Raw genomic sequence first — 16302 nt, forward strand, 5'->3', positions numbered from 1 at the left:
GGCGGCGCTCCTCATCTTCGCGACGTCCTACACCGGCGCCGCCGCGGATCACGGAGGTCCGGCCTTGTAACCCACTCCTCGAACGGTCAACACCACAGTCGGGTTTTCCGGGTCTTTCTCGACCTTGGCCCGCAGACGCTGGACGTGCACATTCACCAAACGAGTGTCCGCTGGGTGACGGTATCCCCACACCTGTTCGAGCAGTACATCACGAGTAAACACCTGGCGCGGTTTGCGTGCCAGCGCTACCAGCAGGTCGAACTCCAGCGGGGTCAGCGAGATCTGCTCACCGTTGCGGGTGACCTTGTGTGCCGGCACATCGATCTCGACATCGGCGATCGAGAGCATCTCGGCCGGCTCGTCGTCGTTGCGCCGCAGCCGCGCTCGCACCCGGGCGACCAGCTCCTTGGGCTTGAACGGCTTCATGATGTAGTCGTCTGCACCCGACTCCAGGCCCAGCACCACATCCACGGTGTCGGTCTTGGCAGTCAGCATCACAATCGGAACGCCCGAATCGGAGCGCAACACCCGGCACACGTCGATGCCGTTCATGCCCGGCAACATCAGGTCAAGCAGCACCAGGTCGGGCCGCAGCTCGCGCACCGCGGTCAGAGCCTGCGTGCCATCACCGATGACCGCAGTGTCGAAGCCCTCCCCACGAAGAACGATGGTCAGCATCTCCGCGAGCGAAGCGTCGTCGTCGACGACCAAAATCCTTTGCCTCATGGAGTCCATGGTGTCACCAGATCGGGACAAAACTCGGGCGCCACACGGGCGTTTCTTCTTGGATAAGGGCAAATCGTGACAAATTTGTGCTATTCGCGGCCTATTCGGTGCCTATCCCAAGATCAAATCGGCCGCGAGGCTCCCCGGATCGACGTCAGCGTCGACCACCAGCCACCGCCCTCCCCAGCCCGCATCGGCTAGTCCGGCGTACACCGCGCGGGTGCGCTGCTGTAGCCCGTCGTCGCGTTCGTAGCTGTCGCGTGGACGGGTGGGATCGGATTCCGCGCGGCTGCGGGCCCGCTGCCCGGCGAGCTCGGCGGACACCCCGAGCAGCACCTGACAATCCGGCGCGGGCAGCCCGAGCCGCCCGAATTCCAGCTCGTACACCCAGGCGGCCGCGTCCCCCGCCGCGTCCTGGTGCAGGCGCGCGGCGCTGTAGGCGGCGTTGGAGGCGACGTAGCGATCGAGAATCAGCACGTCATGGTCGCGCCTGCGGGCGGCGATGTCCTCGACCGCACCGGCGCGGTCGAGCGCGAAGAGCATCGCCATCGCATACACCGACGACGCGAGGTCCCCGTGCTGGCCGTGCAGCGCCTCCGCCGCGATGTCGGCGGTCACCGATTGCCCGTAACGCGGGAAGGCCATCGTCGCCACCGACTTGCCGGCAGCCTCGAACGCGGCTTTCAGCCCTTCGGTCAGCGTCCGCTTGCCGGAGCCGTCGACGCCCTCGATCGCGATCAGCACGGCGCCGAGCCTATCCGGCGCCTCGAGCGATCAGTAGCGGTAGTGGTCCGGCTTGTACGGGCCGTCGACGTCGACGCCGAGGTATTCGGCCTGCTCCTTGGTGAGCTTGGTCAGCTGGCCGCCGAGCGCCTCGACGTGGATGCGCGCCACCTTCTCGTCCAGGTGCTTGGGCAGCCGGTACACCTCATTGTCGTACTCGTCGTTCTTGGTCCACAGCTCGATCTGGGCGATCGTCTGGTTGGCGAAGCTGTTGCTCATCACGAACGACGGGTGCCCGGTGGCGTTACCCAGGTTCAGCAGCCGACCCTCGGAGAGCACGATGATCGACTTGCCGCTGTCGCCGAACGTCCACAGGTCGACCTGCGGCTTGATGTTGAGCTTCGTCGCGCCGGAGCGCTCCAGCGCGGCCATGTCGATCTCGTTGTCGAAGTGGCCGATGTTGCCCAGGATGGCGTGGTCCTTCATCGCCTTCATGTGCTCCAGCAAGATGATGTCCTTGTTGCCCGTCGACGTCACGACGATGTCGGCGTCGCCGATGGCGTCCTCGACGCGCACCACGTTGAAGCCCTCCATCAGCGCCTGCAGCGCGTTGATCGGGTCGATCTCGGTGACCGAGACGCGGGCGCCCTGGCCCTTGGCGGCTTCCGCGCAGCCCTTGCCCACGTCGCCGTAACCACAGATCAGGACGTTCTTGCCGCCGATCAGCGCGTCGGTGCCGCGGTTGATGCCGTCGATCAGCGAGTGCCGGGTGCCGTACTTGTTGTCGAACTTGGACTTGGTCACCGAGTCGTTGACGTTGATCGCCGGGAAGGCCAGGTCGCCGGCCGCGGCGAACTGGTAGAGGCGCAGCACGCCGGTGGTCGTCTCCTCGGTGACGCCCTTGACCGACTCGGCGATCTTCGTCCACTTGGTCTTGTCGGTCTCGAAGCGGCGCCGCAGCACGCCCAGGAAGACCTTCCATTCGGCCGAGTCGTCGTCCTCGGCGGGTGGCACGACGCCGGCCTTCTCGTACTGCGCGCCGCGCAGCACCATCATGGTGGCGTCGCCGCCGTCATCCAGGATCATGTTGGCCGGCTCGCCCTCCCAGGTGAGCATCTGCTCGGCGCACCACCAGTACTCCTCCAGCGACTCGCCCTTCCAGGCGAACACCGGGACGCCCTTGGGCTCCTCCGGCGTGCCGTGCGGGCCGACGACGACCGCCGCCGCCGCGTGGTCCTGGGTCGAGAAGATGTTGCAGGAGGCCCAGCGGACCTCGGCGCCCAGCGAGGTCAGCGTCTCGATCAGCACCGCGGTCTGCACGGTCATGTGCAGCGACCCCGAGATCCGCGCGCCCTTCAGCGGTTGCACGTCGGCGTACTCGCGACGCAGCGACATCAGGCCGGGCATCTCGTACTCGGCCAGGTCCAGTTCCTTGCGGCCAAATTCCGCGAGCGACAAGTCGGCGATCTTGAAGTCGATGCCGTTACGAACGTCGGCGGTCAGAGTCATGGCGTGTCTGTTCCTTACTGCGGCTCAGGGAGATCAAGGTTATGAGCGGACTACGTGGCTTTAGTTAGCTTGGGTACGCTCTTGCGCCACTGTAGTCGGCGCTGAATGTCCGCCAGGTCAGGGGATGTTGATGACGCCGTGGCGCTCGGCAAAAGGAGTCATCAGACGGGCAAGATCGCGTGCGACATCTCCCCCGCGAGCGGGAGGTGCCCCCAGGTCGGCCTCCGGCGGCATCGACACATAGCTCAACGCGAGCCGCACGATGGCGCGTGCCAGCACGCCGGCGTCCTCGTCGCTGGTGGCTACCCAGCTGTGGGTGAATGCCGAGCTCAGCCGGTCCGACGCCCGGGTGATGATGGGCCCGCTGTCGGTGGTGATGATCTGCAGCAGGTCCGGCTTGGCGACACCGGTCAACAGCGAGATCACCAGCGGGTCGGCCGCCGAGTCGGCGAAGAAGGACCGAAACCCCTGCAGGAAAGCCTCGTAGATGTGGCCGACATTGGCCTCGATCGCGGCGTGGACGGCGTCGACCAGGCGATCGGCAAGGCGCAGGGCGTACCCCTGCGCCAGCCCCTGGCGTGAGCCGAACTCGTTGTAGATCGTCTGCCGGCTGATGCCGGCGGCCCGGGCCACGTCGGAAAGCGTGATCGCCGACCAGTCCCGGGTCAGCAGCAGGTCGCGCATCGCGTCCAGCACCGAGTCGCGCAGCAGATTCCGCGACGCCTCTGCGTAAGGAATCCGCTTCACAGGCGCGACAATAGCTCCTATCACTGCGCCGCTCCCCCTCATCACTTCGTTCTGCATCGTGGCGGGCGGCTACGGACGCGCGACCTCCACCATCTCGAAGTCGGACTTTGCCGCGCCGCAGTCCGGGCAGCTCCAGTCGTCGGGAATCTCGTCCCACCGGGTGCCGGGGGCGATGCCATCCTCGGGCCAGCCCTTGGCCTCGTCGTACTCGAATCCGCACTGCACGCAGATGAAAAGCTTGTAGTCGGTCATCGGGGCACTCCTATCGGTTCGAAGTCGACTTTCTCCAGCACGGCGCAGTCAGGGCAGCCCCAGTTGTCGGGGATGTCACTGAACGGCGTGCCCGCGGGAAAGCCCTCCCGCGGAGCGCCTTTCGCTTCGTCGTAGGTGTAGTCGCAGCCGGGGCAGCGGTAGGCGGTCATGCCGCAGCCTTTTCGGTGGTCCCGTACTTGGCCAGCACCTTGTCGCGCATCCGCGGGTGGACGTTGACCTTGGTGATGTCGCCGTCGTAGTGCGCCAGCACCCGGTGGTCCATCACCTTGCGCCACACCGGCGGCAGGTAGGTCAGCGCGATCATCGACGCGTACCCACTGGGTAGGTTGGGCGCGCCCGCCATGCTGCGCAGCGTCTGATAGCGCCGGGTGGGGTTGGCGTGGTGATCGCTGTGCCGCTGCAGGTGGTAGAGGAACAGGTTGGTGACGATGTGGTCGGAGTTCCAGCTGTGCACCGGGGCGCAGCGCTCGTAACGGCCGTTGGCATTCGTCTGCCGCAGCAGGCCGTAGTGCTCGAGGTAGTTGACGGTTTCCAGCAGCGAGAAGCCGAAGACCGCCTGGATGACGATGAACGGAATCACGCCGACGCCGAACACCGCGATCAGCGCGCCGAACAGCACCACCGACATGGCCCAGGCGTTGAGCACGTCGTTGCCCAGGTAGGTCTTCGGGTTCCACGGGCTCTTGCCGAGCCGGCGGATCCGCTGCGCCTCGAGATGAACCGATGAGCGCAGGCTACCGAACACGCTGCGGGGCAGGAACTCCCAGAACGTCTCGCCGAAGCGGGCCGACGCCGGGTCCTCGGGTGTGGAGACGCGCACGTGGTGGCCGCGGTTGTGCTCGATGTAGAAGTGGCCGTAGGCGGTCTGGGCCAGCGTGATCTTGGACAGCCAGCGCTCCAGCGAGTCCTTCTTGTGCCCCATCTCGTGCGCGGTGTTGATGCCGACGCCACCGAGCACGCCGACCGAGAGCGCGACGCCGATCTTGCCGACCCAGCCCAGGCCGCCGTCAAAGCCCAGCCATCCCAGGTCCGAGGCGGTGAACAGGTAGGCGCCCATCACCACGCTGAGGTACTGGAACGGGATGTAGATGTAGGTGCAGTAGCGGTAGTACTTGTCGTTCTCCAGCCGCTCCATCACCTCGTCGGGAGGATTCTGCCCGTCGGGCCCGAATCGCAGGTCCAGGATCGGCAGCAGGACGTAGAGCAGGATCGGCCCGATCCACAGCGGCGCCTGGGCGGCGCCATGCCAGCCGTACTGGTTCAGCCCCCACACGATCGGCAGCATCACGAACAACGCCGTCGGCGGAATCAGGCCCATCAGCCACAGGTGGCGCTTCTTGTCGCGCCACTCGGTTGCACCGAGCTCGTCGGCCACCTGGATCTGTGTGGTCATATGCCAAACCTCCTTGTGAGTCACACCACGTCGCGATTGGACAATACCGCTACTTGCGTCCTCTGTCTAGACAAAAGATGCTGTTTTGTAAAGCCGATGGTTACGTCGTCTGCTCGGCCTGCCGGCGCCCCTGCACCGAGTGGCGGTATCCGTAGCCGAGATAAATCGCGGTTCCCAGCACCAGCCACACACCGAACCGGACCCAGGTCAGCGCCGTGAGGTTCACCATCAGCCAGACGCACGCGCAGATCGAGGCAATCGGCAGCAAGGGCACCCACGGCGCCCGGAACCCGCGCTCCAGGTCCGGGCGGGTGCGACGCAGCACGATGACCCCCGCGGATACCAGGACGAACGCGAACAACGTTCCGACGTTGACCATCTCCTCGAGCTTGCTGATCGGAAACACCGACGCCGTCGCGGCGATCACCAGCGCGACCAGCACGGTGATCCGGACCGGCGTGCCGCGTGAGCTGGTCTTGGCCAACGACCGCGGCAACAAGCCGTCGCGCGCCATCGCGAACAGCACTCGGCACCCCCCGAGCACCAGCACCATCACCACGGTGGTCAACCCGGCCAGCGCCCCGATGGCGATGATCTCGCTCGCCCAGTTGATCCCGTTCGCGGTGAACGCGGTGGCCAGGTTGGCCGGCTTGCCGCCGGGCATGGTCTTGAGCTGGGTGTAGGACACCATGCCCGACAACACGACGGAGACCGCGATGTAGAGGACGGTGACCACCGCCAGCGACGTCAGGATCCCCCGCGGCACGTCACGTTGTGGGAGTTTGGTCTCCTCGGCCATCGTCGCGACGATGTCGAATCCGATGAACGCGAAGAACACGATCGACGCGCCGGCCAGCACGCCGTACCAGCCGTAGTGGCTGCTGTGCGCCCCGGTCAGCAGTGACAGCACCGACTGGTTGATGCCGCTGGCCTCGTGCCCGGCTTCCGGCTTGGGGATGAACGGCGAGTAGTTGGATCCCTTGATGTAGAAGACGCCGACCACCACGACGAAGATGACCACCGACACCTTGATGGCGGTGATCACCGCGGAAATCCGCGACGACACTTTGGTGCCCACGGCGACCATCGTCGCCACCAGAAAGACGATCAGCAGCGCGCCCCAGTCGAGGTCGATCGAGCCCAAATGCACTGTGCCTCCGGCGAATCCGAATACCGTACCCAGATAGCTGGACCAGCCTTTCGACACCACGGCGGCACCGATCGCCAATTCCAGCAACAGATTCCAGCCGATGATCCAGGCCAGGAACTCACCGAAGGTCGCATAGGAGAAGGTGTACGCGCTGCCGGCGACGGGCAGTGTCGAGGCGAATTCGGCGTAGCACAACGCTGCCAGCGCGCAGGTGACCGCGGCGATCACGAACGATATCCAGATCGCCGGGCCGGTGATATCGCCGGCAGTCGATGCGGTGACCGTGAAGATGCCGGCGCCGATCACCACGGCCACGCCGAACACCGTCAGGTCCCACCAGGTGAGGTCCTTGCGCAACCGGGTGTCGGGCTCGTCGGTGTCGGCGATGGACTGTTCGACCGACTTGGTGCGCCATCGGTTGGCCATCTGCCGCCCTTTCACATGAGCCGTCGGAAAGTCGTTGGACCGCACAGTACTGGGTACCCCCTTGAGATGCCGGACGGCGCAGACAACATCCAAACTCACGCGGTAGTGATCGGCGCCAGCATCGCGGGACTGTGCGCCGCACGGGTGCTCTCGGATTGGTATTCCCAGGTCAGCGTCTATGAGCGCGACGAGCTGCCGAGCACCCCGGCAAATCGCGCGACGATTCCTCAAGACCGGCATCTGCATTTGCTGATGGCACGCGGGGCCACCGAGTTCGAGGCGTTGTTCCCGGGGCTGCTCAAGGACATGGTGGCCGCCGGCGTGCCGATGCTGGAAAACCGGCCGGACTGCATCCACCTGGGTGCAGCGGGCCATGTCCTCGGGACGGGCCGCACGCTGCGGGACGAGTTCACCGCGTACGTGCCCAGCCGGCCGCATCTGGAGTGGCAGTTACGCAGCCGCGTCCGCGACATCGACAACGTCGCGATCCTGCGGCGATCGGTCGCCGAACCGCGGTTCGACCCGGCGCGCCAGCGGGTGACCGGGGTGCTGCTGGATCCCGTCGACGGCGGCGAGCCGGAATTCGTTCGCGCCGACCTCGTCGTCGACGCGGCGGGTCGGGGAACTCGGCTACCGGTCTGGTTGACGCAGTGGGGATACCGGCGCCCCACCGAGCAGACCCTGGAGATCGGCATCAACTACGCCAGCCACCAGTTCCGCATCCCGGAGGGATCGATCGCGGAGAAGGTGGTGGTAGCCGGCGCCTCCCACGACCAGTCGCTGGGGATGGGCATGCTGTGCTACGAGGACGGCACCTGGGTGCTGACCACCTTCGGCGTCGCCGGAGCGAAGCCGCCGACGACGTTCCCGGAAATGCTGACGCTGGCCATCGAGTTGCTCCCGCCACATTTCACCGAGGCGCTGACCCTGGCCAAACCCGTTGGTGCGCCGGCATTTCACGCCTTCCCGGCCAGTAAATGGCGCCGCTACGACAAGCTGAATCGCTTCCCGGCCGGCATCATCCCGTTCGGTGACGCCGTGGTCAGCTTCAATCCCACCTTCGGACAGGGCATGACGATGACGTCACTGCAGGCCGGTCATCTGCGGCGGGCGTTGCGATCCGCGGATGGCGACCTGGCCGGCGAGCTCAGTCGGGCGACCGCCAAGACCACGTATCCGGTGTGGACGATGAACGCCATCGGCGACGTCGCCTTTCACCACGCCGGCGCCGGCGGGGCGATCCCCTGGTGGTGGCGGCCGTCGGGAGCGCTGTTCGATCAATTCCTCGGGGCCGCCGAAACCGAACCTGTTCTCGCCGAATGGTTTTTGCGCCGGTTCTCGCTGCTCGACAGCCTCTATATGGTTCCGCCGCCGCGGATCATCGGGCGGGCCATGGCGCACAATCTGCGGCTGTGGCTGCGCGAGCGCCGCGGGTCGCGACGGGCCGCAGCGGCGCTCACAAACCTACGGTCGCCCTGAACAACTTGGCGGGCTGGTGGGCGACCAGTCCGACCGGGCCGTCGTCGGCCGCGACCCAGGCGGCCATGCCGCGCTCCAGCGTGAGCGACGCAGACTTGCCGTGCACCACCGCGGAACCCTCGGCGCACAACAAGATCTGGGGGCCGTCATAGCTGGGCGACGCGTCGACCTCGTGGCCCAGATGCTCACCCTCGAGGGTCAGCAGCGCGACCGCGAACTCGTCGGCCGGCGTGTCGTAGCTCAGCCCCAGCCCCTCGCGATGCACGTGTGGCCGCAGCTGCGCCTCGGCGGTCGGCGCGAAGTCCAGCACCCGCAACAACTCGGGCACGTCGACGTGCTTGGGGGTCAGCCCACCGCGTAACACGTTGTCGGAGTTGGCCATAACCTCGATCGCGAAGCCACGCAGATAGGTGTGCAGGTTGCCGGCCGGAATGAAGAGCGCCTCGCCGGCGGCCAGGCTGATCCGGTTGAGCAACAACGACGCCAGCACCCCGGCGTCCCCGGGGTAGCGTTCGCCGAGTTCCAGCACCGTCCTGGCTTCGGCCGCGAATTCCGTTGCGCCGGAACTGACGTACTGGATGGTACCGTCGATCACCGCCGACACCAACACATCGACGTCGGGCTGCGGCGCGGTGATCCAGGTGGTGAACAGCGCCCGCAGACCGTCGGCGTCGGACTGGTCGTTCAGCAGTTCGATGTAGGGGTCGAGGTCGGTGACGGCCAAGGCCCGCAGCAGCTCGATGGTTCGGGAGGCCTGACGAAAACCGGCCAGCGCCTCGAATGAGTGCAGCGCCACCAGCAATTCGGGCTTGTGCGATGTGTCGCGGTAATTGCGGACCGGCGAGGCCACCGGAATGCCCAACTTTTCCTCGCGCAGGTAGCCCTCGACGGCCTGTTCGGCACTCGGATGCGCCTGCAGCGACAGCGGTTCGTCGGCGGCGAGCACCTTGACCAGGAACGGCAGCACGTCACCGAACCGGTCGCGCGACGCGGAGCCGAGCTGTCCCTCCGGATCGGCGGTCACCGCCTCCAGCAACGAGAGTTCGCCCTGCTCGGTTTCCAGGAAGGCCGGGTCCCCCGGATGCGCGCCGAACCAGAGCTCGGCCTCGGGGTGAGCCGCGGGCACGGGACGCCCGGTGAATTCGGCGATGGCCGTACGCGACCCCCACGCGTACGTCCGCACAGCACCGCGAAGCAGTTCCACTTGTCTATCTATCCCCGCACCAGTCTCAAGTAAACGGCGGCCATCTCCAGCCGAACGGCCAATACTGCCAGTTGCTGCTCGGCACGCCCGGCACCGGCCGGCTCACGCGGGGGTCCGGCCACGCCGTCCTCGCTGTCCGACACCTCGGGCACGTCCTGGGCCGCGATCAGGTGGACGTCGTCGAGGCCGGCGACCCGCGCGGCCGCCACCGTCCGATCCCCGGACAGGGTCAGCGCCAGCACCCGCATCCGCTGCGGCAACGGTCCGTCGATCTCCTCGTCGTGAAACAGCGCGTCCACCGACGACGCCGCTTGGCCCAATCCGGAGCCGAAGTCCGGCTCGCGCAGCGCCACCACCGCATCGGCCAGCCCGGCCGCCGCGACCACGTGGTGCGCGATCCGCAGCAGAACCGAACTGCCGTGCCGGGCCAGCGCCAGCGTCGCCGCGTCGTCACCGGCCAGCGCGACCCGGTGCTCGGACAGCCGGGCGGCAATGGCCTTGGCCGGGTTGGTGAATAGCTCGCGGCCCGCGCTGTTGCGCAGCGCCTCGGCATCCAGCTCGTCGGCGAGTGCGGGCACGTCGATGTCCAGGCGCGGGTCCACCGCTTGCAGCGTGGCCAGGCCGGCGGCCAGATACCGGCACAAGCCGAACTCGTCGGGCAGCCACAGCCGCGGCGCCAGCACCGCGGCGCGGCCGGCCGTGGCGTCGCGCAGCGGACCTTCGTACGAGGCGACCACGACCACCCGCGCACCGCGGCGCACCCCGGTCGCGGCGGCACCGACGAGGGCCGGATCGCCCGGGTCGTCGCCCGCGACGACCAGCACATCGAGCGGCCCCACCCACGGCGGGGCCTCGCTGAGGATCGCGATCGGCGCCGACGCCGCGCCGCCCTGCGTCGCGGCCAGCATCGTCCCCGCCGTCTCGGCGGTTCCCCGCCCGGCCACCCAGATCACGCTGCGCGGGCGGTCGCCGGTGCGCAGCGAGTCCAGCTCACCTTCGTCGACCGCCGCGGCGATCGCGCGCACCTGCGCACCGGACGACGAGGCGGACCGCAACATGCCCTGCCGGTCGGCGGAGATCAGGCCGTCGGTGTCTTCGAGGTCGATCGCCCGGGTGGCGTTCACGGCACGCCCTCGTTGCGCTGCACCTGGCCGGCGATCTCGGCGCTGATCTCGGCGATCATCGCGTCGACATCCTCGGTGGTGCGGCCCTCGGCATTGAGCCGCAGCAGTGGCTCGGTGTTGGACGTACGCAGATTGAACCAGCTGCCCTCGCCCAAATCGACCGTCACCCCGTCCAGGTGATCGATGGAGTGGATCCGGCTGCTGAACGACTTCAACACGGCGTCCACGCACGCCGCGGCGTCGGCCACCCTGAAATTGATCTCGCCGGAGGATTCGTAGCGCTGGTAGTCCGCGGTCAGCTCGGACAGCGGCCGGTCCTGCTCCCCGAGGGCGGCCAGGACATACAGCGCGGCCAGCATCCCCGAGTCGGCGCCCCAGAAGTCACGGAAGTAGTAGTGCGCGGAATGCTCGCCGCCGAAGATCGCGCCGGTTTCGGCCATCAGCGTCTTGATATAGGAGTGTCCGACGCGCGAGCGCAGGGGTGTGCCGCCGCGCTCGGAGACCAGTTCGGGCACCGCGCGCGACGTGATCAGGTTGTGGATGACGGTGGCGCCGATTTCCCGGCCGAGCTCACGCGCGGCCACCAGGCTCGTCACCGTCGACGGAGAGACCGGCATGCCGCGCTCGTCGACCACGAAGCACCGGTCGGCGTCGCCGTCGAAGGCCAGTCCGATGTCGGCACCGGTTTCGCGGACGTAGAACTGCAGATCCAGCAGGTTGGCCGCGTCCAGCGGGTTCGCCTCGTGATTGGGAAACGACCCGTCGAGCTCGAAGTACAACGGCAACAACGTGATCGAGTCGATGGCGCCGAGCACCGCCGGAGTCGTATGACCGGCCATCCCGTTGCCCGCGTCGACCGCCACCCGCAGCGGTCGCAATCCGGAGGTCGCCACCAGCGACCGCAGGAATTCGCCGTAGCCGGAGAGCACGTCGCGATCGGTGGTAGTCCCCGGTTTCCCGTCGTAGGCCGGTACCCCGGCGATCAGGTCTTCGGTGATCACCTTCAGCCCCGTGTCGGCGCCGACCGGCAAGGCGGCGGCCCGGCAGAGCTTGATGCCGTTGTAGGCGGCGGGGTTGTGACTGGCGGTGAACATCGCGCCCGGACAATTGAGCGTCCCCGAGGCGAAGTACAGCTGGTCGGTCGATGCCAACCCGATCCGCACCACGTCCAGGCCCTGGCCGGTCACCCCGGTCGCGAAGGCAGCGGCGAGCGACGGCGAACTGTCGCGCATGTCGTGTCCGATCACCACGCGCTGCGCGCCTTCGCCACGCATCAACGCGGCGAACGCGGCCCCGATGTCGGCGACCATCGACTCGTCGATCTCTTCGCCGACCAGCCCACGGATGTCATAAGCCTTGATGACACGGTGGACAGTCGCGGCGGGCCGAGACATGCGGGGCCTCCTTGACGCCATGGATTGATTTGGCTCTTGGCGTCAGCCTATCGGCCCGAGCGTCCCCCTAGTCCGACGGATCGGGCAACACCCGCAGATGTCCCCGGCGGCGACCGGACCGTTTTTCCGGCGGCGCGAACAGATTGCTACTGGGTGCGGTGGCCTGAGCTCCGGTGTGGTGCAGGCGCGGGGTACCTCCCGCTTGCGGGGGAAATCCGTTCAGCGGCATGCCGGTGCCGCCCGCGTACGGTACGGCCGCCTCGGCGGAACCGCCTTCGCGCACGGCGTCGGCGAGCGCGACCAGGTCGTCTTCGTCGGGATTGGTGGGCTCCGAATTAAGCGGGCCGGCGTGGCGCACCAGCTCCCATCCGCGGGGCGCGGTGATCCGGCTGGCGTGGCCGACGCACAAATCCCACGAATGCGGCTCGCGCGCGGTCGCGAGTGGGCCTACGACTGCCGTCGAGTCCGAATAGACGAACGTCAAGGTCGCCACGGCGTAATGCGGGCACCCGGGCCGGCAGCAGCGACGGGGAACGTTCACGTCGGAAAGGCTATCGTGCGAAAACGCCGCCGAAGCGCCGGACACGCGCAACCGTTCGGCGCACGATGTCCAACCGTTACCATCGGCGCGTGGGTGATTCGCGCAGTTTCCCGCGGAACGGACGGCCGTCGGGCCGAACGCCCGGGCACCGGGCAACTCGGCGCGGCCGCGATATGCGCGGGCCTTTGCTGCCGCCGACGGTGCCGGGATGGCGCAGCCGGGCCGAGCGATTCGACATGGCGGTGCTGGAAGCCTACGAACCTATCGAGCGACGCTGGCAATCTCGAGTGTCGGAACTCGACGTCGCTGTCGACGAGATTCCCCGCATCGCCGCCAAGGATCCCGAAAGCGTGCAGTGGCCGCCCGAGGTCGTCGCCGACGGACCGATCGCACTGGCCCGGCTGATCCCCGCCGGGGTCGACGTCCGGGGAAACCCGACGCGGGCACGAATTGTCTTGTTCCGCAAGCCCATCGAACGACGCGCCAAAGACACCGTCGAACTTGGCGAGTTATTGCACGAGATTCTGGTGGCTCAGGTGGCCATCTATCTCGACGTAGAACCCACGGTCATCGACCCGACGATCGACGACGAATAGGTTTTGTCGGCTCAGATGATGCCGCGCTTGAGGCGGCGGCGCTCACGCTCGGAGAGACCACCCCAGATGCCGAAGCGCTCGTCGTGTGCCAGGGCGTACTCCAGGCACTCATGACGTACCTCGCAGCCCAGGCAGATCTTCTTGGCCTCGCGGGTCGACCCGCCCTTCTCCGGAAAGAAGGCCTCGGGGTCGGTCTGCGCGCACAGCGCGCGGTCCTGCCATTGGTCCGGAGTGAGTTCGGCCTCGGGCAACGGCTCGGGCTCGAATGCTATTGGCGCATCAGGGACCACGGTCAAGTGGGGCCGTGAAATCGGCGCCGGCGCGGAGCTGATCGTGGCGCGCTCAGCGCTTGGCATGACGCCCCGTAGGTGCTCGTAAGACATGCGTCGTACGCCTCCTCAGCTTGGTCTTTGAGAGAGTGGTTGTGTCCCGCTGTTCTGATGTGACAGACAATTCGAACAAGTGATCGAATCTCGGTCTGCGACACCGGAACCGGCCGGCCAACCGGGAATGACACTGATGTGATTAGACACGGGTTATTCTGCCGGGTCAAGCGTTTCGGCGATTTTCCATACCATCTCGTGATCAATTTCCGGCGTTTCTGTTATTTCGCCCCTTCGGCGTGTCCGTCACAAAGGCTCACCAAAGTCCCCGGCCGGTACTGTCGTCCGATGTGAAGGTCACCGTTCTGGTCGGCGGGGTCGGCGGCGCCCGGTTCCTGCTGGGTGTTCAACAATTACTCGGACTGGGTCAGTTCGCAGCCGGGGGACAAGATTCCGGCCATGAGCTGACCGCCGTCGTCAACATTGGCGACGATGCCTGGATTCATGGGGTTCGGGTTTGTCCGGATTTGGACACCTGCATGTATACCTTAGGTGGAGGCGTAGACCCCGAGCGCGGGTGGGGCCATCGGGACGAAACCTGGCACGCGAAAGAGGAATTGGCACGCTACGGCGTGCAGCCGGACTGGTTCCAGCTCGGCGACCGCGATCTCGGCACCCACCTGGTGCGCACCCAGATGCTCAACGCCGGCTACCCGCTCTCGGCGATCACCACCGCGCTGTGCGACCGTTGGCAACCGGGCGCACACCTGCTGCCCGCCAGTGACGACCGTTGCGAAACCCATGTGGTGATCGCCGATCCGGCCGACGACAGCCGGCGCGCGATCCACTTCCAGGAATGGTGGGTGCGCTACCGCGCCCAGGTGACAACACACAGCTTCGCGTTCGTCGGCGCCGAAACGGCCAGCGCCACAGCTGAAGCGGTCGACGCCATCGGCGGCGCCGACATCATCTTGCTGGCGCCGTCCAATCCGGTGGTGAGCGTCGGCGCGATCCTGGCCGTCCCGGGTATTCGCGGCGCGCTGCGGGCGGCTTCCGCGCCGATCGTCGGCTACTCCCCCATCATCGGCGGAAAGCCGTTGCGCGGCATGGCCGATGCCTGCCTCGAGGTGATCGGGGTCGAGTCCACCGCGGAGGCGGTCGGCAAGCATTACGGCGCCCGCGCGGCCACCGGGATACTGGATTGCTGGCTGGTGCACGAGGGCGACCACGCCGACATCGACGGCGTCGCGGTGCGCGCGGTGCCGCTGCTGATGACCGACCCCAAGGCGACGGCCGACATGGTCCGGGCCGGACTCGACATTGCGGGCGTGGCGCCGTGACCCGTTCGCCGAAAGAGCATGGCACCGCCGCGACGGTCGAGATCCTGCCCGTCACCGGGCTTCCCGAGTTCCGCCCCGGCGACGATCTCGGCGCGGCAATCGCCGCCGCCACGCCGTGGCTGCGCGACAGCGACGTTCTGGTGGTCACCAGCAAGGTGGTGTCCAAATGCGAGGGCCGGCTGGTGGCGGCGCCCGAGGACCCCGAGGAGCGAGACGAGCTCCGGCGCAAGCTGGTCGAGGACGAGGCCGTGCGGGTGCTGGCCCGCAAGGGTCGCACGCTGATCACCGAGAACCGGCTCGGGCTGGTGCAGGCCGCCGCCGGGGTGGACGGATCCAACGTCGGCCGAAGCGAACTCGCGTTGCTGCCGGTCGATCCCGACGGCAGTGCGGCGGCGCTGCGCGCGGCACTGCGCGAGAAGCTCGGCGTCGACGTCGCGGTGGTGATCACCGACACCATGGGCCGGGCGTGGCGCAACGGTCAGATCGACGCCGCGATCGGGGCGGCGGGTTTGGCTGTGCTGCACGGCTATTCGGGCGCGGTCGACGAGCACGGCAACGAGTTGGTGGTCACCGAGATCGCCGTGGCCGACGAGGTGGCCGCCGCGGCCGATCTGGTCAAGGGCAAGCTGACCGCGATGCCGGTGGCCGTCGTGCGCGGGCTCACCGTGGTCGATGACGGCACCACCGCCCGGCAGCTGCTGCGGCCCGGTCCCGAAGACCTGTTCTGGCTCGGCACCGCCGAGGCCATCGAGCAGGGACGCGCACAGGCGCAGCTGCTGCGCCGGTCGGTGCGCCGGTTCAGCGACGAGCCGGTGCCGCCGGAGCTGATCGAGGCGGCCGTCGCCGAGGCCCTGACCGCGCCGGCCCCGCACCACACCCGCCCGGTGCGGTTCGTCTGGCTGCGCACCGCGGCCACCCGGACGCGACTGCTCGACCGCATGCAGGACAAGTGGCGGACCGACCTTGCCGGTGACGGCAAGCCCGACGACGCGATCGATCGCCGGGTGGCGCGCGGTCAGATCCTCTACGACGCGCCCGAGGTCGTCATCCCGATGCTGGTGCCCGACGGCGCCCACACCTATTCGGATGCCGAGCGCACCGAGGCCGAGCACACCATGTTCACCGTCGCGGTCGGAGCGGCCGTGCAGGCGTTGTTGGTGGCGCTGGCCGTTCGGGGGGTGGGCAGCTGCTGGATCGGCTCGACGATCTTCGCCGCCGATTTGGTCCGCGCCGAGCTGGAGCTGCCGGGCGATTGGGAGCCGTTGGGCGGCATCGCGATCGGCTACGCCGCGGAGCCCGGAGGGTTGCGCGACCCGGTGAATCCCGGAGATCTGCTGATCCGCAAGTGATACTG

The 16302-nt window shown here is 67.5% G+C and carries 17 protein-coding genes; 4 read left to right on the top strand and 13 right to left on the bottom strand.

Annotated features, from left to right (window positions below; genetic code table 11):
• Window positions 1–48: 48 nt before the first annotated feature.
• From mtrA to G6N55_RS10845, 8 genes are all read right to left on the bottom strand, one after another.
• On the bottom strand, window positions 49–735 hold the full coding sequence (gene mtrA / locus G6N55_RS10810) for a two-component system response regulator MtrA (RefSeq protein ID WP_046187325.1): 687 nt from the start codon (window positions 733–735) through the stop codon (window positions 49–51).
• Between the two features lie 102 nt (window positions 736–837).
• A complete protein-coding gene (locus G6N55_RS10815; RefSeq protein ID WP_085220028.1) occupies window positions 838–1470 on the bottom strand; it encodes a dTMP kinase in 633 nt (210 codons plus the stop codon).
• A gap of 30 nt (window positions 1471–1500) precedes the next feature.
• Window positions 1501–2958 carry an adenosylhomocysteinase gene (gene ahcY / locus G6N55_RS10820; RefSeq protein WP_085220027.1) on the bottom strand — a complete coding sequence of 486 codons (1458 nt, stop codon included), beginning with the start codon at window positions 2956–2958 and terminating at the stop codon, window positions 1501–1503.
• Window positions 2959–3075: 117 nt separating this feature from the next.
• Window positions 3076–3747: a TetR family transcriptional regulator AlkX gene (gene alkX / locus G6N55_RS10825; RefSeq protein ID WP_085220101.1), complete on the bottom strand. Its 672-nt coding sequence runs from the start codon at window positions 3745–3747 to the stop codon at window positions 3076–3078.
• 27 nt (window positions 3748–3774) lie between these two features.
• Window positions 3775–3957, bottom strand: a complete 183-nt coding sequence (locus G6N55_RS10830) for a rubredoxin (protein WP_085220026.1) — start codon at window positions 3955–3957, stop codon at window positions 3775–3777.
• On the bottom strand, window positions 3954–4127 hold the full coding sequence (locus G6N55_RS10835) for a rubredoxin (protein ID WP_085220025.1): 174 nt from the start codon (window positions 4125–4127) through the stop codon (window positions 3954–3956). The genes G6N55_RS10830 and G6N55_RS10835 overlap by 4 nt, the downstream gene beginning before the upstream one ends.
• The gene (locus tag G6N55_RS10840; protein WP_085220024.1) at window positions 4124–5371 is read right to left on the bottom strand and encodes an alkane 1-monooxygenase; all 1248 of its coding nucleotides are present in this window, start codon (window positions 5369–5371) and stop codon (window positions 4124–4126) included. Before G6N55_RS10840 ends, G6N55_RS10835 begins: the two co-directional genes overlap by 4 nt.
• A 100-nt stretch (window positions 5372–5471) precedes the next feature.
• Window positions 5472–6947, bottom strand: a complete 1476-nt coding sequence (locus G6N55_RS10845) for an amino acid permease (protein WP_085220023.1) — start codon at window positions 6945–6947, stop codon at window positions 5472–5474.
• 66 nt (window positions 6948–7013) lie between these two features.
• Between G6N55_RS10845 and G6N55_RS10850 the strand changes: the two genes are divergently transcribed.
• On the top strand, window positions 7014–8426 hold the full coding sequence (locus G6N55_RS10850; RefSeq protein WP_085220022.1) for an FAD-dependent oxidoreductase: 1413 nt from the start codon (window positions 7014–7016) through the stop codon (window positions 8424–8426).
• Here G6N55_RS10850 and manA read toward each other — a convergent pair.
• From manA to G6N55_RS10870, 4 genes are all read right to left on the bottom strand, one after another.
• A complete protein-coding gene (gene manA / locus G6N55_RS10855) occupies window positions 8404–9630 on the bottom strand; it encodes a mannose-6-phosphate isomerase, class I (protein ID WP_085220021.1) in 1227 nt (408 codons plus the stop codon). The genes G6N55_RS10850 and manA overlap by 23 nt on opposite strands.
• A gap of 8 nt (window positions 9631–9638) precedes the next feature.
• The gene (locus tag G6N55_RS10860; protein WP_085220020.1) at window positions 9639–10754 is read right to left on the bottom strand and encodes a TobH protein; all 1116 of its coding nucleotides are present in this window, start codon (window positions 10752–10754) and stop codon (window positions 9639–9641) included.
• Window positions 10751–12148, bottom strand: a complete 1398-nt coding sequence (locus G6N55_RS10865; RefSeq protein WP_085220019.1) for a phosphomannomutase/phosphoglucomutase — start codon at window positions 12146–12148, stop codon at window positions 10751–10753. The genes G6N55_RS10860 and G6N55_RS10865 overlap by 4 nt, the downstream gene beginning before the upstream one ends.
• Window positions 12149–12215: 67 nt before the next feature.
• On the bottom strand, window positions 12216–12689 hold the full coding sequence (locus G6N55_RS10870) for a DUF3499 domain-containing protein (protein WP_197747394.1): 474 nt from the start codon (window positions 12687–12689) through the stop codon (window positions 12216–12218).
• 173 nt (window positions 12690–12862) lie between these two features.
• Here G6N55_RS10870 and G6N55_RS10875 point away from each other — a divergent pair, with 173 nt between their 5' ends.
• Window positions 12863–13285, top strand: a complete 423-nt coding sequence (locus tag G6N55_RS10875; protein WP_085220018.1) for a metallopeptidase family protein — start codon at window positions 12863–12865, stop codon at window positions 13283–13285.
• 11 nt (window positions 13286–13296) lie between these two features.
• Here the strand turns inward: G6N55_RS10875 and G6N55_RS10880 are convergent, their stop codons facing one another.
• A complete protein-coding gene (locus tag G6N55_RS10880; RefSeq protein WP_308206467.1) occupies window positions 13297–13668 on the bottom strand; it encodes a WhiB family transcriptional regulator in 372 nt (123 codons plus the stop codon).
• Between the two features lie 290 nt (window positions 13669–13958).
• Here G6N55_RS10880 and cofD point away from each other — a divergent pair, with 290 nt between their 5' ends.
• Together cofD and G6N55_RS10890 are read left to right on the top strand one after the other, a co-directional pair.
• On the top strand, window positions 13959–14948 hold the full coding sequence (gene cofD / locus G6N55_RS10885; protein ID WP_085220017.1) for a 2-phospho-L-lactate transferase: 990 nt from the start codon (window positions 13959–13961) through the stop codon (window positions 14946–14948).
• Window positions 14945–16297 carry a coenzyme F420-0:L-glutamate ligase gene (locus G6N55_RS10890; RefSeq protein ID WP_085220016.1) on the top strand — a complete coding sequence of 451 codons (1353 nt, stop codon included), beginning with the start codon at window positions 14945–14947 and terminating at the stop codon, window positions 16295–16297. Before cofD ends, G6N55_RS10890 begins: the two co-directional genes overlap by 4 nt.
• Window positions 16298–16302 lie beyond the last annotated feature (5 nt).

This window comes from Mycobacterium florentinum (genome assembly GCF_010730355.1).
Lineage (GTDB): Bacteria > Actinomycetota > Actinomycetes > Mycobacteriales > Mycobacteriaceae > Mycobacterium > Mycobacterium florentinum.

Excerpts from the sequence above, each read along its gene's own strand:
- mtrA (WP_046187325.1), bottom strand. The coding sequence starts at position 735 with ATGGACTCCATGAGGCAAAGGATTTTGGTCGTCGACGACGACGCTTCG.
- ahcY (WP_085220027.1), bottom strand. The coding sequence starts at position 2,958 with ATGACTCTGACCGCCGACGTTCGTAACGGCATCGACTTCAAGATCGCC.
- alkX (WP_085220101.1), bottom strand. The coding sequence starts at position 3,747 with ATGAGGGGGAGCGGCGCAGTGATAGGAGCTATTGTCGCGCCTGTGAAG.
- G6N55_RS10830 (WP_085220026.1), bottom strand. The coding sequence starts at position 3,957 with ATGACCGACTACAAGCTTTTCATCTGCGTGCAGTGCGGATTCGAGTAC.
- G6N55_RS10835 (WP_085220025.1), bottom strand. The coding sequence starts at position 4,127 with ATGACCGCCTACCGCTGCCCCGGCTGCGACTACACCTACGACGAAGCG.
- G6N55_RS10840 (WP_085220024.1), bottom strand. The coding sequence starts at position 5,371 with ATGACCACACAGATCCAGGTGGCCGACGAGCTCGGTGCAACCGAGTGG.
- G6N55_RS10845 (WP_085220023.1), bottom strand. The coding sequence starts at position 6,947 with ATGGCCAACCGATGGCGCACCAAGTCGGTCGAACAGTCCATCGCCGAC.
- G6N55_RS10850 (WP_085220022.1), top strand. The coding sequence starts at position 7,014 with ATGCCGGACGGCGCAGACAACATCCAAACTCACGCGGTAGTGATCGGC.
- G6N55_RS10865 (WP_085220019.1), bottom strand. The coding sequence starts at position 12,148 with ATGTCTCGGCCCGCCGCGACTGTCCACCGTGTCATCAAGGCTTATGAC.
- G6N55_RS10875 (WP_085220018.1), top strand. The coding sequence starts at position 12,863 with ATGCGCGGGCCTTTGCTGCCGCCGACGGTGCCGGGATGGCGCAGCCGG.
- G6N55_RS10880 (WP_308206467.1), bottom strand. The coding sequence starts at position 13,668 with ATGTCTTACGAGCACCTACGGGGCGTCATGCCAAGCGCTGAGCGCGCC.